This window comes from Aestuariispira ectoiniformans (assembly GCF_025136295.1).
In the GTDB taxonomy this organism is placed as follows: domain Bacteria; phylum Pseudomonadota; class Alphaproteobacteria; order UBA8366; family Aestuariispiraceae; genus Aestuariispira_A; species Aestuariispira_A ectoiniformans.
This window is the reverse complement of sequence record NZ_CP062788.1, coordinates 1,043,447-1,060,880: the sequence shown is the minus strand read 5'-3', so window position 1 is coordinate 1,060,880 and position 17,434 is coordinate 1,043,447. Positions and strand designations below refer to the sequence as shown.

The window sequence follows — 17,434 nt, the reverse complement described above, 5'->3', positions numbered from 1 at the left end:
GGTAAGTTATGATTCAACACGACAGCAACATGACCGACAGCGACGCAATGCTGGCTGCCTTACAATGGCAAATTGCCATGGGCGCAGACGAATGCCTGGCCGAGACCGGCGTCGACCGCTATGCCTTGGTGGAACGCCAGGCCGAAGAACGCCGAAACGCAGCGCAGGCCGCAGTTTCCGCGGCACAAGGCGCATCGCGCCCGCAGCCGGCCGCCGCCCGGCCGGGTCTGTCTGCCAACGCCCCCTTGGGGGCGGCAGAAGCCGCTGCGGAAAGCCGGAAACTGGCACGCGCCTGCAACAGCCTTGCAGAACTGCGCGAGGCCGTCGAAAAATTTGAAGGCTGTGCCCTGAAACAGACCGCCAGCAACACCGTTTTCGGTGACGGTAATGAAAATGCCGACATCATGTTTATCGGTGAAGCCCCCGGCCAGGACGAGGACCGCCAAGGCAAACCCTTTGTCGGCGTCAGCGGACAACTGCTGGACCGGATGCTGTCTTTCATCGGACTGGACCGGTCAAAATTCTACATCACCAATGCGCTGTACTGGCGCCCGCCGGGCAACCGCACACCAACCGACGGCGAAGTGGCAACCTGCCTGCCCTTCCTTGAACGGCATATCGAACTGGTAAACCCGAAAGTCCTTATTTTCGTCGGCGGACGGTCCGGCAAAACCTTCCTCGACACATCAGAGGGCATCACGCGCCTGCGCGGTAAATGGAAGGACTACAAGACCGACCATATGGATCAGGCCGTGCCAGCCATGGCGATTTTCCACCCGGCCTATCTGTTGCGCAATCCGGAACATAAGCGCCTTGTCTGGCGGGATCTGTTGAGCCTGAAGCGTAAAATGGAAGAGCTGGGCCTCGAATAACCGCCGTCAGGCAGCGCCCTTGATCCTATGAAAACGGACGACATCCGCACTGGGGTCCACCGGTACCAGATTATCCGAATAGTCTGTATATTGGGTAACCCCCAGGATATAGCAGGACGTGCCATCGTCATCCGCCAGAGGCAGGGCCAGCCGTTCCGCCTGTTTTGCATGATCACTGCCTTCACAAAAGGCATGCATGATGCAGGGCACGGTCACAACCCTGTGCCAACGGGGATAGAGCGTTTCAAAATAGAGGCCATTCTGAACGTCGCTGAGCCGGTCGCCCTGCCCCATGTGGATTTGCCAGGCTTTCAGCACATCGTCTCCCACCACCCGGCATTCAAAATCCTGTTGGCGGGGCAGATATCTGTATAGCCAGACTTTCGACAGATAATGCGCAATCGGAAACGGCACGACTTCCGACTTACGCGGAACCGGTCTATCCGGCCCCTGGAAGCGCGACCATATTGCCAGCAGCTTACGCAACGAACCGTCGTACGGTGTTGGTAAGGCGGGTGTTAACTCAACTATATCCTGGTTCATATCCGCCCCCCGGTCATCCTTCTGCCATTGGTATCTGCGGACCTCCCCCAGGGGAAAACAATAGTGGCAATTGTTTAATAATATGGTAACAACGGTACGTTTTCGGCCATTTGTTCCGCCACTTACCACGTCGGATCAAATGCCTGCCGGACGTTGAGAGAACTTCAGGGGGTCGGGACGAGAAGTCGCCCCGCAAGGTGTTTGGTGGATCAGCATTTCTTGAACAAGACGCTGAAGACGTTTCGTGCAGCCTTTCTGGCGACTGCCCTTCTTGCGGTCCCGGCAGGTTCTGTTGCGCATGCCTCCGACGGCGATACCGCCGCCCTGCCACCTGTCGGCCAGGAACCCGACAACCTTGTTCATGACCAGACCCCGCTGCCGACCCTTCTGTCAAAGGCCGACGCCGATCGCTATGCCCGGATCTTCGACCTTCAGAAAGACGGCAAGTTGCGTGCCGCAGACCGCCTGATCAAACAACTCTCCGACGACGTCCTGATGGGGCATGTCCTGTTCCAGCGTTATATGCATCCAACCGCCTATCGGTCCAAATATGTGGAACTGAAAAAGTGGATGGATAAATACGCGGATCATCCGGGTGCGAAACGCATCTACGAACTGGCGATCAAACGGCGTCCCCATAACTACAAATATCCCAAACGCCCGCGTGGCGTGGACCTGCCCGATATCACGTCGGAGGAAAGTCCGGAAACGCCCGTCATCCAGAAGCGGCTGCGCCCAAAAAAACCCTACCGCTCCAAGGCGCAGCGGCGCGCAATTGCCAAAGAACAGCGGATTGTCCGCCGGCTGGTGCAGCGCGGCAGCGTGACTATCTCCCTGGAACGGTTGAGCAAGCCAAAATACAAGCGCCTTTTTGACAAAGTGACCTACGCGGAAAGCCTGGGCGTGATCGCACGCGGCTACTACCGCTATCACAAGGACCAGGAAGCGTTGGACGTGGTGGCACAGGCCATCAAGACGTCGGCCAAAACCGCGGAAGACGCCCGTTGGTGGGGTGGTCTGGCCGCATGGCGTGCCAAACGTTACGACCTTGCGGCACGCTATTTTTCGGCATTGGCGGACCTGCCTTATGCCGATGGCAATAAACGCGCTGCGGCGGCTTTCTGGGCTGCCCGCGCCTATCTGGTTGGCGGCCAGCCTGACAAGGTGAACCCGGCCCTTGAGAAAGCCGCCCGCTATCGCCGCAGCTTCTACGGCCTGCTGGCCAATCACGGCCTTGGCAACAAACCGGATTTCAACTGGAACGGCCCGACGCTGAGCGCGCTGGAGTCTGACTTCCTGCTGCGCATTCCTGCCGCCCAGCGCGCCATCGCCCTGATCCAGGCAGGCCAGACGAGCCGGGCCGAAACCGAACTGCGCCGCTTTGTCGGAGAACTTCCGCCCTCGCTCAGCAATGCCATGCTGGCCTTCACCGATGCCGCCGGACTGGCCGACCTCGCCTATCGCCTGGGCGCGGACCTGGAACGCCGTGAAGGCCGCCGCCTGGACACGGCGGTCTACCCGCTGCCCGGCTGGGAGCCGAAAGACGGATTCAAACTGGACAAGGCCCTGATCTTTGCCTTCGTGCGGCAGGAATCCCGCTTCCGCCCACGCGCCCGCAGCCGCGTCGGCGCCCGTGGCCTGATGCAGTTGATGCCCGCAACCGCAGGCTATATCGCCGGGACGCCCTTCCGTGGCAAGAACCGGGAAAAACTCTATGATCCGGCGACCAATCTGGCCTTGGGACAGAAATATGTCTCCTACCTCCTGGGTGACAAAATCAGCGGTGACAACCTGTTCACCCTGACCGCCGCCTATAACGGCGGGCCGGGCAATCTCCAGAAATGGATGGCCAAGGTCGATTATCAGGATGACCCGCTTCTGTTTATCGAAAGCCTGCCCTCGCGGGAAACGCGGCTTTTCATTGAGCATGTGGTCAGCAACCTGTGGATCTACCGCAGCCGCCTGGGGCAACCCACGCCTTCCATGGATGCGCTGTTGGCCGGATACTGGCCCAGCTATGTCAATCTGGACGACAACCGCTTTGCCGAAAGCGGAACCAACGTCACAAATTGACGGGCCTCAATTCCCTTTCACCGGCAGTCCACCTATATAAGACGTCAACGCTCACCAAACGCCACGAGGCCGATGATGCCCATAGATGAAACCCGCCCCTTCAAGCCGGTCCGGATTGCAGTCCTCACGGTGTCCGACACCAGAACCTTTGATGACGACCGTTCCGGCGATACCTTGGTACAGCGCCTCGAAGGGGACGGCCATATTCTGGCGGACCGAAAAATCATCAAAGACGATGCGACAGAAATTACGGCAATCCTGAAGGACTGGATCGCCGACCCGAACGTTGATGTTGTAATCACCACAGGCGGCACCGGGGTCACCGGGCGCGACGTCACGCCGGAAGCCTTCACCCAGGTCTGCGAAAAGGAAATCCCGGGCTTTGGCGAAATGTTCCGCTGGATCAGCCTGCCGAAGATCGGCACCTCCACCATTCAGAGCCGCGCCACTGCCGGTGTCGCCAATGGCACCTATCTCTTCGCGCTGCCCGGCAGCACCGGGGCCTGCAAAGACGGCTGGGACGAAATCCTGCGCAGCCAATTGGACTTCCGTCACCGCCCCTGCAATTTCGTGGAACTGATGCCACGCCTGCTGGAAAAATAGAAATTAGCAAACCCAGTAGTTTGTTACAGAAATTTCTACCTATGCCTGATATGCTGCACTTATGAATTTGCAGGCAGCAATCCGATTTGTCTCATTTTCCGCAGCTTTTGCTGCCACTGCCCTCTTGTGGGCATATACCGCCTGCGCGCAGGACGCGGCACAACCTTATAAAATCGTTGTAAATTCCGCGCCTCCCTATCGCATCATAGAAAGTTCTGCGGGCAAAACGATCTATGCCGGCATCTATATCGACATCATAAAAGAAGCCGCCTCACGGGCGCAGATGCCGATCAAATTCGTCGAAGTTCCCTTTGCCAGGGCCCTGAAACTGATGGAGATCGGCCGGGCGGATATCATGCTGGGCCCGAACAGAACCCCGGAACGCGAGGCCTATATGACCTATCTGATGGCGGAACTGCCAGAGGAGACAAAGGCGTTCTATATACTCCCGAATGCCCCGGATATCACGACATACGACGACCTGCTGGACCGCTGGGTCTTTGTGTTGAACGCCGCGAAATATTTCGATCCCTTCGACACGGACAAACGCATCCAGAAATACTTTTTCAACGACTATCGCACCGCACTGAAGGCGCTCAAAGGACGCGCAAACGCCGCAGTCATCGCCCCGGAACTGCTGGGGGATTATCTGCTGCGTCTCAACCGGCTTGTACGCAAGAAGGCGAGCTTCATGGCGCCGGGCAAGATTTCCTATATTACGGTATCCCGGAAATCCGCATTGCAGGACAAGCGGCAAACTTTGGAAAACGCCCTGATGGCAATGGCAGAAGACGGCAGCTTTGACCGGATTATCGCTCAATATGTCGATCGACCGGCAATCCGATAGAAAACTTTCCTTTCCCAGAAAAAGCTGATATAGCCCCCGTCACTGGTCCGGATCAACGGACCCCGGTCGCAGCCTACCCGGTTAAAACAAGGACGTGTAATGAAAACGATTGTTATCTGTTCCGGCGGACTGGATTCCGTCACCTTGGCCTATAAAGTGGCCCATGAGGCGGAATTGACCCGTCTCGTCTCTTTCGATTACGGCCAACGCCACAAGAAGGAAGTGGATTACGCCCGCCTTGCTGCGGAAAATTTGAGTGTGCCCCATGACCTGGTCGATCTGCGTGCTGTCGGCGCTTTGCTAAGTGGTTCGGCACTCACCGATGACGTGGACGTTCCCGACGGCCATTATGCCGAAGAGAATATGAAGATCACTGTGGTGCCTAACCGCAATGCAATCATGCTGGCGGTGGCCTTTGGTATTGCCGCGGCCCAGCAGGCCGACGCCGTGGCCGCCGCCGTCCATGGCGGAGACCATTTCATCTATCCGGACTGCCGCCCGGCCTTCACCGAAAGCTTTGAGGCCATGCAGCGTCAGGCGCTGGACGGCTATGCGGATGTGAAGCTCTACACGCCATTCGTGACGATCCCAAAGGCGGATATCGTGACCGAAGGCGCGAAGCATAACGTACCCTTCGCAGAGACCTGGTCCTGCTACAAGGGCGGGGAGCATCACTGCGGGCGCTGCGGCACCTGCGTGGAACGGCGGGAGGCCTTCCATCTGGCCGGTGTCGAAGACCCGACCGTCTATGCCGACCCGGATTACTGGCAGGCAGCAGTGGCGCGCGCCACGGAACATGGACTAGGGTAATGTTCCGCATATCAAAGGAATTTCACTTCTCCGCATCCCACCAGCTCAAGGGATTGCCGGAGGATCACCCCTGTGCACGCCTGCACGGCCATAACTATATAGTCGTGGTGGAACTGGAATCGGAAGCGCTGAACCACGTGGGCTTTGTGCGGGACTATCGTGAACTAGGCCCGCTCAAGTCCTATATTGATGACGAGCTGGACCATCGCCATCTGAACGACGTTCTGGGTGACGACCAGGTCACGGCAGAACTGATGGCGAAACATCTCTACGACTGGTGCAAGGCCATATGGCCGGAAACCAGCGCCGTGCGGATCAGCGAGACGCCCAAGACCTGGGCGGAGTATCGTCCATGACGACCAAGCGCATCCCAAAAATCCGCATCAGCGAGATTTTCGGCCCGACCATCCAGGGCGAGGGCGCCCTGATCGGCCAACCGACAGTCTTCGTGCGCACGGCGGGATGCGATTATCGCTGCGACTGGTGCGACACGCCCTATGCCGTAGGTTCACGTTATCGTTTCGACTGGCAGTCCATGACAGCGGAAGAGATTTTTGCGGAGATCGAAAAACTGTCCGGCGGCGAGCCGCTGATGGTGACGCTGTCCGGCGGCAATCCGGCGATCCCGCCGCTGGGCGATCTGATCACTTTGGGCAAGGCCAAGGGCTATCGCTTTGCCATTGAGACACAGGGCTCCATTCATCGTCCGTGGTTTGCCGATCTCGACGTTTTGACGCTCAGCCCCAAACCGCCGTCCAGCTATATGGAAACGGATTGGGACAAGCTGGACGCCAGCGTGGCAGCAGCCGGGCCCGACACCCGTGTGTCCATGAAGATCGTGATCTTTGACGACGCGGATTACGCCTATGCCAAACAGGTTGGCGCACGTTATCCCGACCTGCCGCTCTATCTGCAGCCCTGCAACCACACGCCCCATCTGGGGTGGGGCGTGAATGCGGATCAGGACCCCGACATGGCGGGCATCATGGACCGGATGCGCTGGCTGGTCGACAAGGTCGTCGAGGATCGCTGGTTCAACGCGACCGTATTGCCGCAATTGCATGTGATGATCTGGGGCGGCAAGTCCGGCGTATGACGCGGAAAGCGCCCACGTCCCCTGAGGAGAGACAAGAATGACCGAAGAAAATATCTACGCCAATCTGACCCAGTTGGGTGGCGCGACGGTACAGCCCAAAAGCCCGGAAGAGGCAGTGTTGGAAAAGGTACCGAACCCGCAGAAGGACACCGGCTATTGCGTGCGTTTCACCGCGCCGGAATTTACCTCACTCTGCCCGATCACCGGCCAGCCCGACTTCGCCCATCTGGTGATCGACTACGTGCCGGGCGACTGGCTGGTGGAAAGCAAATCGCTGAAGCTGTTCCTGGCGTCCTTCCGCAACCACGGGGCCTTTCACGAGGATTGCACGGTTTCCATCGCCAAACGCCTTGTGGACCTGCTGGAACCGCAATGGCTGCGTATTGGCGGTTACTGGTATCCGCGCGGCGGTATCCCCATCGACGTCTTCTACCAGACCGGCCCCGCCCCCGAGGGCGTCTGGATTCCCGAACAAAGTGTCGCGGGCTATCGCGGTCGCGGCTAACCGCGCGAAAAGAGAACAAAAGAACAAGGCCCGGGTCCGCAGGATTCCGGGCTTTTCGTTATCCAAGCGCCGTCGTTTGTTCTCATTTTGATCTTTTCTTCTTGATTTGTTCTATTTTTGATCTCAGTATGAGCCCGCTATGTACGGGACAGAAACAGCATATGACCAATTGCCGAACCTCCCCATCAAGGGGCGGGGGAGCATCAGCAACCGGGTTGGGCGTTTTGAGCGTCAGGACCGCGTCGCCATCGATGATGGCTGGCGTTCCCTGACTGGGGAGACGGAACGGCCCAAGCTGCGCACGACACTATCTGTTGATACCAGCAAGAAGGTCATCACCTACAACCAGTCGCCGGATGTTCCCTTTGACCGGTCCATCAATCCCTATCGGGGATGCGAACATGGCTGTGTCTATTGTTTTGCCCGTCCCAGTCACGCGTATTGGGGCCTGTCCGCCGGGTTGGATTTTGAAAGCAAGCTGTTCCACAAGCCGGACGCCCCGGAAATCCTGGCGAAAGAGCTATCAAAGAAGGGCTACAAGCCCGGTCCGATCGCCCTTGGCGCCAATACCGACCCTTACCAGCCAGTGGAACGGGACCAGCAACTGACCCGGCGCATCCTTGAAGTCCTGGCGGAATTCAAACACCCCTTCTCCATCATCACGAAATCCGATCTTGTCCTGAGAGACCTGGACATTATCGCGCCGATGGCAAAACAGGGTCTGGCCTCCGTTGCGGTGTCGGTGACGACATTGGACCGGAAACTGGCCAACCGTCTGGAACCGCGGGCCTGCACCCCGTCCAAACGGCTGGAGGCGATCCATGAGCTGTCAAAGGCGGGTGTGCCCGTGACAACGCTTGTGGCCCCGATCATCCCGGCCATCAACGATCATGAGATCGAGGCCATCCTGCAGGCGGTAACACGGGCCGGCGCATTGAGTGCAGGTTATGTCCTGCTGCGCCTGCCGCGGGAAATCGACGATCTTTTCTGTGAGTGGCTCGACGCCTATGCGCCGGACCGCAAGGACCGGGTTTTGTCCCTGATCGAAGAGTGCCGCGAAGGGAAACGCTATCGCAGTTTCTGGGGCAAACGCATGACCGGCAGCGGTGTCTATGCGGATATGATCAAGCAGCGTTTCCGCCTTGCACGCAAACGCCTCGGCCTCGACCAGCGGCACTGGCAACTGGATTGCAGCCAGTTCACCGTGCCGCCCCAGGTCGGCGATCAGATGTCTTTGCTGTAGGTGGAACCATCCTTGTGGAGGAACTGAAGCGCGCCGTTTTCTTTCACCGCCTTCAAATCCACATCCGGATAATGGGCGACCTCGTTGAGGGATCGGGTGCCGATTTCCAGATATGAGGCCGCTTCGCCGGAATTATTCACCAGGTGATGGGCGTCAGAATGCCCCGCCGGAAAACCGGCCACCATACCGGCGGTCAGTTCATGCTCCCCCTCATCGTTGATCAGGGTCAGCACACCTGAGACGACATAGATAAATTCGTCTTCCTCTTCGTGCCAATGCCGCTGGGAGGAACCACTGCCCGGCTGTAATGTCGTCAGGTTCACACCAAACTGGCTCAGGCCCAGAAGGTCGCCCAGACGCCGCTTTTCCCGACCGTCGCAAATCCTGCTCAACTCACCTGGATAGCCCGATCCTGTTGTTGCTTTCACGTCCAACGCATTCAATACGGACGGAAATTCCTTCATTTTCATTATCCTGTCCCAGTTTTGCCTTATTGGCCTTACTATTGTTGCCATATTGTCGATACATATGGCATTGGCATTATTTCGCCCCTAACATAGTACCCCAACGGACAATTTGAAACAGTAACCATGCACGGAGCAACTGAACTCACCGGGATCGCCATCGTCGCCGTGGCCGCGACGCTCTGCGGCATTTTCATGGTCCGCTACAAACAGCCCGCCATCATCGGCTATATCCTGGCCGGGATCATTCTGGGGCCTAGTGGCCTGGGCTTTGTCGAGAACCGTGAATATATCTCCCTGCTCGCGGAACTGGGCGTCATCCTCCTGCTGTATTTCGTCGGCATGGAACTGTCATTGCGCAGTTTCCGCGTCATCTGGAAGCTGGCAATCGTCGCCACCCTTGCCCAGATCGGCGGCAGTACAATTGCCGTTATCACCCTGTCCCGGCTGTTTGGCTGGCCGATGGAATATGCCGTCCTTTTCGGTTTCTGCCTGGCGCTTTCCAGTACCGCCGTCGCCGTGAAAGTCCTTGAAGGACTGGGCGAATTGCGCACCCGTGTCGGCCGGATCACGGTCGGCATACTGATTGCGCAGGACCTGGCCGTCGCGCCGATGCTGGTGATCGTGACCGGCCTGACGGGCGAGGAATTCGACCTGTCCGTATTGGCCGAAGTCGCCTTGTCCGTCGGCATATTGGTTGCCCTCATCCTCTATCTAACACGAAAAAAGCGGATCAACCTGCCCTTCCACCACCTGCTGGAAGGGCGTGGCGATCTGGAGCCGCTGGCCGCCCTTGCCTGGTGTTTCGCACTGGCAAGCTTCGCAGGGTTGATCGGCCTGTCACCCGCATTCGGGGCCTTCCTTGCGGGCCTGATCGGCGGCAACAGCGCCCAACGCAAACTGATCCACGATAACGCCGGACCGGTACAAAGCATCCTGATGATGGTCTTCTTCCTGTCCATCGGGTTGCTGATCGACTTCGGTTTCTTCTTCGACAATCTGGGTATCGTTCTGGCGCTATGGCTGTTCGTCACCGTATTCAAAACCGCCCTCAACGCAGCTATCCTGAAAATTCAGGGAGAGCAATGGGTCCGCGCCTTCACGGTCAGTCTGGTCCTGGGACAGTTGGGGGAATTCTCTTTCGTACTGGGCGCGGCGGCAGAGGACGCCAAGGTGATCGATTCGGAAATATACCGCCTGATCGTGGTCGTGACGGTCTTGTCATTGATCACCAGTCCGATCTATACCGATGCGGCCAAACGACTGACCCGTAAGGGCCTCAAGGTTCAAGGTTTCCGCAACACCCTGAAATTCCTGTATTGGAAGGAATGGACGATCACACGGGAATTCTCGCTCATGGTCTACCGCGTCCTGCTGGGTGCCAGCAGTTGGTCCCAGCGTCATATGGACCGCGTCAGAAACCATTCCGACAAAAGGGTGGCCGAGATCAACGCCCGCAAGGCCAGCCGCGGAAAGAAGAAAGAAGCCGCAGAATAGTAGCAAGAAAATGCCTGATTTTTCCCTGGAGCAGAATTACGTCGGGCCGGTCGCCGGCGTCGACGAGGTGGGCCGCGGCCCCTGGGCGGGGCCGGTGGTTACCTGCGCGGTAATCCTGGACCGGGAGACTTTCCCCGCCGACCTTGCGGCGCAACTGGATGATTCCAAAAAACTGTCCGATAAAAAGCGGGAAGCCCTGTTTGAACCGATCAAACAGAACGCCGAAGCCTTCTGTATCGCAGAGGCAACGGTTGAGGAAATCGACGAGCACAATATCCTTGCCGCAACCATGCTGGCGATGAAACGCGCCGTCGAAGGCTTGTCCGTCACGCCTGCCGCCGTTCTGGTCGACGGCAACCGCAGGCCTGATCTGGCAATGCCATTGGAAACGGTCGTCAAGGGCGACAGCCGCAGCCTCAGTATCGCCGCAGCCTCGATCCTTGCGAAAGTCACGCGGGACAGGATGATGGCGGAACTTGCGCAGGAATTCCCCCATTATGCCTGGGAACGAAATGCCGGATACGGCACCAAGGCCCATCAGGCAGGACTGGCAGGCCACGGGGTCACCATTCACCACCGCAGGAGCTTCGCACCGATTGCAAAGCTCCTGGCGGAGTGACAACGGCCTAGCCGTCCTTGATTCCCTTGTCGCGCTGAGCCAGCACACTGATCAGCGCCAGCAGGCCGGAACCCAGCATCAGCATCAGCGACACCGCATTCAGAACCGGTGTCGACCCTTCCTTCAAACGGTCATACATAGTGATCGTCAACGGCGCATCGGACCCGACCAGCATCAGGGTCGTGTTGAAGTTCTCGAACGACATCAGGAAAGCCACAACCGCCGATCCGATCATCGCCGGTTTCAGGAACGGCAGGGTGATGGTCCGCACTGCGCCCCATTTTGTTGCCCCCAGGTTGAGCGCCGCCTCTTCCAGCGACAGGTCGAATTTGCGCAGCCTTGCGGAAATCACCAGGGTCGCGATGGTTGTGATGAAGGAAAACTGCCCCATCACCACCAGGAACAGGCCGGGCCGCAAGAACTCCAGGTCCAGACCAAACAGGTCTTCCGTTCCGTTGGCGATTGTGTTGCTGAACACCAGGATCGAGATCCCCAGGATCACACCGGGAATGACCAGCGGCATCAACATCAGGATGAAAAAGAAACTTTTCATCGGGAAATTATGGCGCTCGAAAAGGAAGGCATTGGTAGTGCCCACACAGACCGATAACAGCGTCACCCAGAATGCAACAAACAGGGACACGCCCACACCGCCGAGCAGGCTGCGGTCATGAAACAGCCCCAGACGCGGTTCTGTATCGTTGAAGAACCAGTCCCAGGTGAAGCCCTCCCAGGGCAGTGAGGGAAAAAGGGAATCGTTGAAAGCAAACGTCCCGACGACCACCAGCGGCGCGATCAGATAGACGAAGAACATCGCCACATAGATGCCATAGGCGACGCGTGCGGATTTCGGTTGGGGAATGGATGGAATCATGGATCAACCCTCCGCCAAAGTGCTGCTCAGGGTCTGACGGCTCAGCTTCAGCCCCGCCCATACCATGATCGAAGACACAGCCAGCAACAGGAAGCCGAAGGCCGCACCCAACTCCCAGTTAAAGCGGGTGATGAACTGGGTATAGATCTGGCCGGTGAACCACAGGCTGTCTTTACCGCCCAACAGGATCGGCGTCAGATAGTTCCCTAGTGTCAGCATGAAGACCACAATACAGCCCGAAACAATCCCCGGCATTGCGTGGGGGATAACAACCTCACGCATCACGGTGAAACCATTGCCGCCCAGGTCATAACCCGCCTCGATATAGCTGTCGTCCAGACTGTCCAGTGTGCTGACCAGCGGCACCACCATGAACAGCATGGAGGTATAGACCAGCCCGACCATGACGGTGACATCGTTGTAGAGCATCTCCACCGGGCCATCGACGAGGCCCAGCCACTGCAGGACATTGGAAATAATCCCGGTCTCGCGCAGCAGGATCATCCAGCCGAAGGTCCGGACCAGCTCACTGACCCAGAAGGGCAACAGGCAGAAAAGGAACAGGACATTCTTGGTTTTACCACGCGCGATCTTGGCGATGTAATAGGCAATGGGAAAGCCGATCAACAGCGTCAGGACCGTCGCCGCAACAGACATGATCGTCGTGCGGGCCAACGTGATCCAGTAAAGCGGCTCCCCGAAGAATTCTCCATAGTTTGCAAAGCTTGTCGTATAGACGCGCGGGGCGACTTTCTCCCGCAGGGACAACATGAACATGTCCACATGGGGCAGAATGATGAAGGCGGCGAGCCAGACGACCAGGGGGGCCATCAGCAGGATCACCGTCAACCGTGAGGCAGAGCGTTTATCCATCGGGCCTAGGCCTCCCGCCTGGTGGCGCGAAAACATTTTGCCTTGGACTGATGCCAGCTCAGCGACAATTCCTGCCCGGCTTTCAGGTCCGCATAGTCACCCGTCTGCGGCAGGTTCACGGTGATCTCGCCACCGCTTTGCCGGTCTTTCAGAAGAATCCGACTGTTGGCACCGTTGAAGAGGAGATTGTCCACCACGCCGGTCAGGTGATTGTCACCGCCCTCGGCATCCTTGGACAGGGTGACCGATTCCGGACGGACAAAGATCTCAACCTGGTCCCCCCGAGCCACAACTTCGTGGCCCGCAGTTTCCGCAACAAATGTCAGGCCGTCTTCGGTTTCCACCTTCACCGACGTCGGGTCCAGGTCCACAACACGGCCAATCCAGCGGTTGCTATCGCCGACAAAACCCGCGACGAAAGCGGTCTGCGGATTGTAGTAAAGCTCCTGCGGTGTGCCGACCTGTTCGAAACGCCCGGCATTCATGACCGCCACACGGTCGGACATGACAAGGGCTTCCGACTGGTCATGGGTGATATAGACGAAGGTCGTGCCGAATTCATGCTGAAGCTGTTTCAGCTCTACCTTCATATGTTCGCGCAGTTTCAGGTCCAGCGCGCCCAGCGGCTCGTCCAGCAGCAGCACATCGGGGTCCAGAACCATACAGCGCGCAATCGCGATACGCTGTTTCTGGCCGCCGGAAAGCTGATCCACGCGCTTCGGCCCGGCGTCCGGCAAACCAACCTTTACCAGGGCTTCCGCCACTTTCTGGCCGATCCGGGATTTGGGCATGCCCTGGCGTTTCAGACCGTAGGCGATATTTTCGGCGACAGTCATCATCGGGAACAGGGCCAAATGCTGAAACACCATATTCACCGGACGTTTGTTCGGCGGCGTGTTCAGAACGGAGCGCCCCTTGATCAGCAGGTCGCCGGAGGTCGGGTCCTGGAAACCGGCAATCATCCGCAACAGCGTGGTCTTGCCACAGCCACTCGGCCCCAGGATTGAAAAAAACGAACCGCTGGGGATCGAAAACGATACGTCATCGACAGCGGTAAAGTTTCCAAAGGTTTTCACGATATTCCGGCATTCCAAATCCACCGGCATTGTCTCGCCACGTCCAGCCATGACCTGTTACCTACTATTTTTCTTGCTGTTCCAATGAATACACTATTTTGCCGACAAAAGGGGAACGGGCGTCCCGCAAGGGGACGCCCGTATGCCAGCCTTAACCTGACAATCGATCAGTCACTGCTGGCGGCCTGGACCTTATCCAGGACCTTGCCTTCGATTTCTTCCAGACCGGCCGGGACCGGCGGATACCATTTCACATTGTCGATATCAGCCTGGGAGAAGCTCTTCTGGAAGCGGGTTTTCAGATCCGCATTCACATATTCATCCGCCCCTTTGGCAGCGGTGAAGTTACCCGCAGCGTCGGTGATCATCGCGGCAACCTTCGGCTGCATCACGAAGTTGATCCATTTGTAGGCCGCATCTTCAGCCTTGGTCTTCTTCGGCAGGGCAAAGGTGTCGATCCAACCCAGCGCACCGGACTTCGGCGCGACAAAGGTCACATCGGCCAGTTCCTTGTTCAGTTTCCAACCACCGGTATCCCAAGCCATTGCGGCAACGACTTCGCCGGAACGGATCAGGTTCATCAGCGCATCGCCACCGGACCAGTAAGCCTTCACATTGGACTTACAGTCGATCAGCTTGTCCTGAACCTTGTTCATGATTTCCTGATATTTGGCGATGTCGCCGTAGGCAGCAAACGGGTCAAGCCCCATGGCATAGGCGAAACCGATCAGGGTCGGACGCTTCAGGCGATAGGAGACCTTGCCAGCCAGTTCCGGGCTGCACAGGTCGGTGTAATCCTTGACCATGGACGCCTTTTTGGTGTCCAGAACCAGGCCGCTGGTGCCCCAGATATGCGGCAGGCCGTAGACTTTGCCTTCCAGCGTGGTGTTTTTCTTGGTCGCGGCCAGCATGGACGGAATGAATTTGTCCGTGTCGATCTTGCTCAGGTCGATCGGCTTGTAGATTTCAAACTCATACTGTGCGCCGGTAACACGGTCCTGGCTGGGCTGCGCCAGGTCAAAACCGGAACCGCCCGTCGCACGCAGTTTGGAGATCATGTCTTCGTTGTTGGATTTGGTCACTTCAACGTCAATGCCGGTCTCGGCCTTGAACATTTCGATGACTTTCTCCGGTGCGTAACCACCCCAGGTCAGCAGGCGCAGGGTTTCCGCCTGTGCGGAAACGGAACCCGCCGCCAATGCAAACACGGCAACAGCGCTGCCCAGCAGCGTCTTCTTGAACGACTTCATTTAAACTTCCCCATTGTTATTCAGGCGCGTAGCACCCCATCCAAGACCTAGGCCGACTCCCTGTTTTCAATGAGCGGCACAACGTCCCTAGATGCACATGATCATATGCATCGGACTCTCTATAGCATAGAAAATTTTGAACATTTATGACAGGAATTATTTTCAATTCCGAAAAAGTCGAAAAAGAATTTACCTCAATACCCTTGCCGGAAACGACGGGGAGTAACACCGGCATATCGGCGGAAGCTGTTGGTAAAGTGACTCTGGGAAGAAAAACCGCAGGCCAGCGCAACATCCGCCAGCCGAATTGAGGCATCCGCCAGCAATTCCTTTGCCTTGGAAATGCGGCGATCGGTCACATAACGATGGGGCGGCTGGCCGAAACTGATCTTGAACATTTTCGCAAAATGATAGGCGCTGAGCCCCGCTTCCGCCGCCAGGTCATCCAGGGTCAGCGGCTGATCCAGATTGGCTTCCACATAGTCGGCAACGCGACCGCGCACCGCAGGCGCCAGACCGCCGCGCACCGCCAGCGTGGCATTCTTGCGCGTATGGTTTTTCAGCAGGTTCACAATCAGCAGGTTGGCCGCGCTGTTCAGCACCATGCGGTCGGCCCGGTCCTCCCAGTTCTGCGGCAGGATTGCGGTCCTCACAATATTGGCGACAAAGTCGTCTTCTGCGAAAGTCAGATCCTGCAATTGCAGCAGACGCGGGTCCATATCGAAAGACTGTACCGCGATCCGGTTCAGTTCCGCCGGTTCGATATAAAGGTGAAACATGTGAAGACGTTCGCAGATATCCCATGCGGACACATGGTCGGACGGCAGCAGGCAGACCTTGTCCGGGGCCCCGCCGGTGATCGCGCTTTTCCCGTCACGGCGGTAAATCCGCTGTCCGCCATCAAGATAAAGGCTCAGCGTATGATGACCGGGATTGTCATAGGCCGCCTGACTTTCGGTATTTTCCCATTCCGCCAGGGACAGCCCGCTGCCGATTTCACCGGAACGCAGCATCCTCGCCCCGATGGACGACAGGATATCTGACACATTTTTCGACGGCTGAAGGGACATGGTTCCACTCACAAAAGAACGGTCATATTAGACACCGCGCAGGCGTCCCTAGCAAGCCGGTGGCAAATCGGGCAATCAAATAACCGCAAGAATCTGCAAAAACGCCCAAACGCCTGAAAGACGCACGCCCCGGAATCCCGCATAATCCCGGTCTGTTTTGTTAGTATTCCGGATTGAACCATGACCGCATTTCTATATGGATTGACCGTGCTGATCTGGGGCACCACCTGGATCGCCATTAAAATGCAACTGGGCGTCGTCGCAATCGAGGCATCGATCATCTACCGCTTCACGCTGGCGGGCCTGACCCTGTTCCTGATCCTGCTGATCAGCCGCCGACTGAAACCAATCGCCTGGCGGGACCAGCCCTTTATCCTGCTGCAGGGGCTGTGCCTTTTCTGCTTCAACTTCATCTGCTTTTACACCGCCACGCAATATATCGTCAGCGGCCTGACGGCAGTGATTTTCTCAACGGCAACGATCCTGAATGTGGTCAACAGCTATATCTTCCATCGCCGCACGCCCACGATGAGTACGCTGATCGGGGCCATCCTCGGCGTGATGGGTGTCGTCGGCCTGTTCTGGGACGGCATCATCGGCAAGGAAATGGGCACTGATATGCTGATCGGGCTGGGTTTGTCGGTTCTGGGCACCTATTTCTTTTCGCTGGGCAATCTGGTTTCCGCCCGCAACCAAAAGCACGGCATCACCGTCGCCTCCGCCAATGCCCATGCCATGCTCTACGGCAGCATCGTCCTGGCGCTGATCGCCGCGGGCAAGGGCGTGACGTTCAGCTTCGACACCTCCCTGCCCTATGTCGGCGGATTGCTGTTCCTGGCCATTCCCGGCTCTGTCATCGCCTTTACCACCTATCTCTGGGTCGTCGGTCGACTGGGTCCGGAAAAGGCCGCCTATATGACAGTCCTTTTCCCTGTGGTGGCTCTCAGCATCTCCACGGTCTGGGAAGGCTATCACTGGGCACCGTCAGCCATCATCGGACTGCTCGCCATTCTGGCCGGTAATATTCTGGTCCTTACCAATTGGGACAAGGTTCTGCGTGCACGAAAGAAACCGGCGAAAACCTCCACCGAAACAGCCTGAGCCTCCCTTTAGCTTCGG

At 57.7% G+C, this 17,434-nt stretch carries 19 protein-coding genes; 12 read left to right on the top strand and 7 right to left on the bottom strand.

Annotated features, from left to right (window positions below):
- Positions 1–8 precede the first annotated feature (8 nt).
- A complete protein-coding gene (locus tag IF205_RS05230; protein WP_259782237.1) occupies positions 9–872 on the top strand; it encodes a uracil-DNA glycosylase in 864 nt (287 codons plus the stop codon).
- Between the two features lie 6 nt (positions 873–878).
- On the opposite strand, the gene IF205_RS05225 is transcribed toward IF205_RS05230, so the two are convergent.
- Positions 879–1,415, bottom strand: coding sequence for a PAS domain-containing protein (locus IF205_RS05225; RefSeq protein ID WP_259782236.1), 537 nt, complete (start codon positions 1,413–1,415; stop codon positions 879–881).
- Between the two features lie 204 nt (positions 1,416–1,619).
- On the opposite strand from IF205_RS05225, the gene IF205_RS05220 reads away from it, so the two are divergent.
- From IF205_RS05220 to IF205_RS05185, 8 genes are all read left to right on the top strand, one after another.
- Positions 1,620–3,488: a lytic transglycosylase domain-containing protein gene (locus tag IF205_RS05220; protein WP_259782235.1), complete on the top strand. Its 1,869-nt coding sequence runs from the start codon at positions 1,620–1,622 to the stop codon at positions 3,486–3,488.
- A 72-nt stretch (positions 3,489–3,560) separates the two neighbouring features.
- A complete protein-coding gene (gene moaB / locus IF205_RS05215; protein ID WP_259782234.1) occupies positions 3,561–4,091 on the top strand; it encodes a molybdenum cofactor biosynthesis protein B in 531 nt (176 codons plus the stop codon).
- A 61-nt stretch (positions 4,092–4,152) separates the two neighbouring features.
- Positions 4,153–4,938: a substrate-binding periplasmic protein gene (locus IF205_RS05210; RefSeq protein WP_259782233.1), complete on the top strand. Its 786-nt coding sequence runs from the start codon at positions 4,153–4,155 to the stop codon at positions 4,936–4,938.
- Positions 4,939–5,037: 99 nt separating this feature from the next.
- The gene (queC, locus tag IF205_RS05205; RefSeq protein ID WP_259782232.1) at positions 5,038–5,748 is read left to right on the top strand and encodes a 7-cyano-7-deazaguanine synthase QueC; all 711 of its coding nucleotides are present in this window, start codon (positions 5,038–5,040) and stop codon (positions 5,746–5,748) included.
- Entirely contained in the window at positions 5,748–6,104 is a 357-nt protein-coding gene (gene queD / locus IF205_RS05200) for a 6-carboxytetrahydropterin synthase QueD (RefSeq protein WP_259782231.1), read from the top strand. The genes queC and queD overlap by 1 nt, the downstream gene beginning before the upstream one ends.
- Entirely contained in the window at positions 6,101–6,844 is a 744-nt protein-coding gene (gene queE, locus IF205_RS05195; RefSeq protein WP_259782230.1) for a 7-carboxy-7-deazaguanine synthase QueE, read from the top strand. The genes queD and queE overlap by 4 nt, the downstream gene beginning before the upstream one ends.
- A gap of 37 nt (positions 6,845–6,881) precedes the next feature.
- A complete protein-coding gene (gene queF / locus IF205_RS05190; RefSeq protein WP_259782229.1) occupies positions 6,882–7,349 on the top strand; it encodes a preQ(1) synthase in 468 nt (155 codons plus the stop codon).
- 139 nt (positions 7,350–7,488) lie between these two features.
- Positions 7,489–8,592, top strand: a complete 1,104-nt coding sequence (locus tag IF205_RS05185; RefSeq protein WP_259782228.1) for a PA0069 family radical SAM protein — start codon at positions 7,489–7,491, stop codon at positions 8,590–8,592.
- Here IF205_RS05185 and IF205_RS05180 read toward each other — a convergent pair.
- Entirely contained in the window at positions 8,574–9,056 is a 483-nt protein-coding gene (locus IF205_RS05180; protein ID WP_259782227.1) for a cupin domain-containing protein, read from the bottom strand. The two genes, IF205_RS05185 and IF205_RS05180, sit on opposite strands and share 19 nt — an antisense overlap.
- 126 nt (positions 9,057–9,182) lie before the next feature.
- On the opposite strand from IF205_RS05180, the gene IF205_RS05175 reads away from it, so the two are divergent.
- Together IF205_RS05175 and rnhB are read left to right on the top strand one after the other, a co-directional pair.
- Entirely contained in the window at positions 9,183–10,553 is a 1,371-nt protein-coding gene (locus IF205_RS05175) for a cation:proton antiporter (protein ID WP_259782226.1), read from the top strand.
- A 10-nt stretch (positions 10,554–10,563) separates the two neighbouring features.
- Positions 10,564–11,172, top strand: a complete 609-nt coding sequence (gene rnhB / locus IF205_RS05170; RefSeq protein WP_259782225.1) for a ribonuclease HII — start codon at positions 10,564–10,566, stop codon at positions 11,170–11,172.
- Between the two features lie 7 nt (positions 11,173–11,179).
- Here the strand turns inward: rnhB and IF205_RS05165 are convergent, their stop codons facing one another.
- The 5 genes from IF205_RS05165 to IF205_RS05145 all read right to left on the bottom strand — a co-directional run bounded on the left by IF205_RS05165 (position 11,180) and on the right by IF205_RS05145 (position 16,315).
- Positions 11,180–12,046, bottom strand: a complete 867-nt coding sequence (locus tag IF205_RS05165) for an ABC transporter permease (protein WP_259782224.1) — start codon at positions 12,044–12,046, stop codon at positions 11,180–11,182.
- Positions 12,047–12,049: 3 nt separating this feature from the next.
- Entirely contained in the window at positions 12,050–12,919 is an 870-nt protein-coding gene (locus IF205_RS05160) for an ABC transporter permease (protein ID WP_259782223.1), read from the bottom strand.
- A 5-nt stretch (positions 12,920–12,924) separates the two neighbouring features.
- Positions 12,925–14,046 (bottom strand): ABC transporter ATP-binding protein, encoded by a 1,122-nt coding sequence (locus IF205_RS05155; RefSeq protein ID WP_259782222.1) that lies wholly within the window; start codon positions 14,044–14,046, stop codon positions 12,925–12,927.
- Between the two features lie 116 nt (positions 14,047–14,162).
- Complete coding sequence (locus IF205_RS05150; protein WP_259782221.1) at positions 14,163–15,245, bottom strand: extracellular solute-binding protein; 1,083 nt, start codon at positions 15,243–15,245, stop codon at positions 14,163–14,165.
- 194 nt (positions 15,246–15,439) lie between these two features.
- Complete coding sequence (locus IF205_RS05145) at positions 15,440–16,315, bottom strand: helix-turn-helix transcriptional regulator (RefSeq protein WP_259782220.1); 876 nt, start codon at positions 16,313–16,315, stop codon at positions 15,440–15,442.
- Between the two features lie 180 nt (positions 16,316–16,495).
- Between IF205_RS05145 and IF205_RS05140 the strand changes: the two genes are divergently transcribed.
- On the top strand, positions 16,496–17,416 hold the full coding sequence (locus IF205_RS05140) for a DMT family transporter (protein ID WP_259782219.1): 921 nt from the start codon (positions 16,496–16,498) through the stop codon (positions 17,414–17,416).
- Positions 17,417–17,434 lie beyond the last annotated feature (18 nt).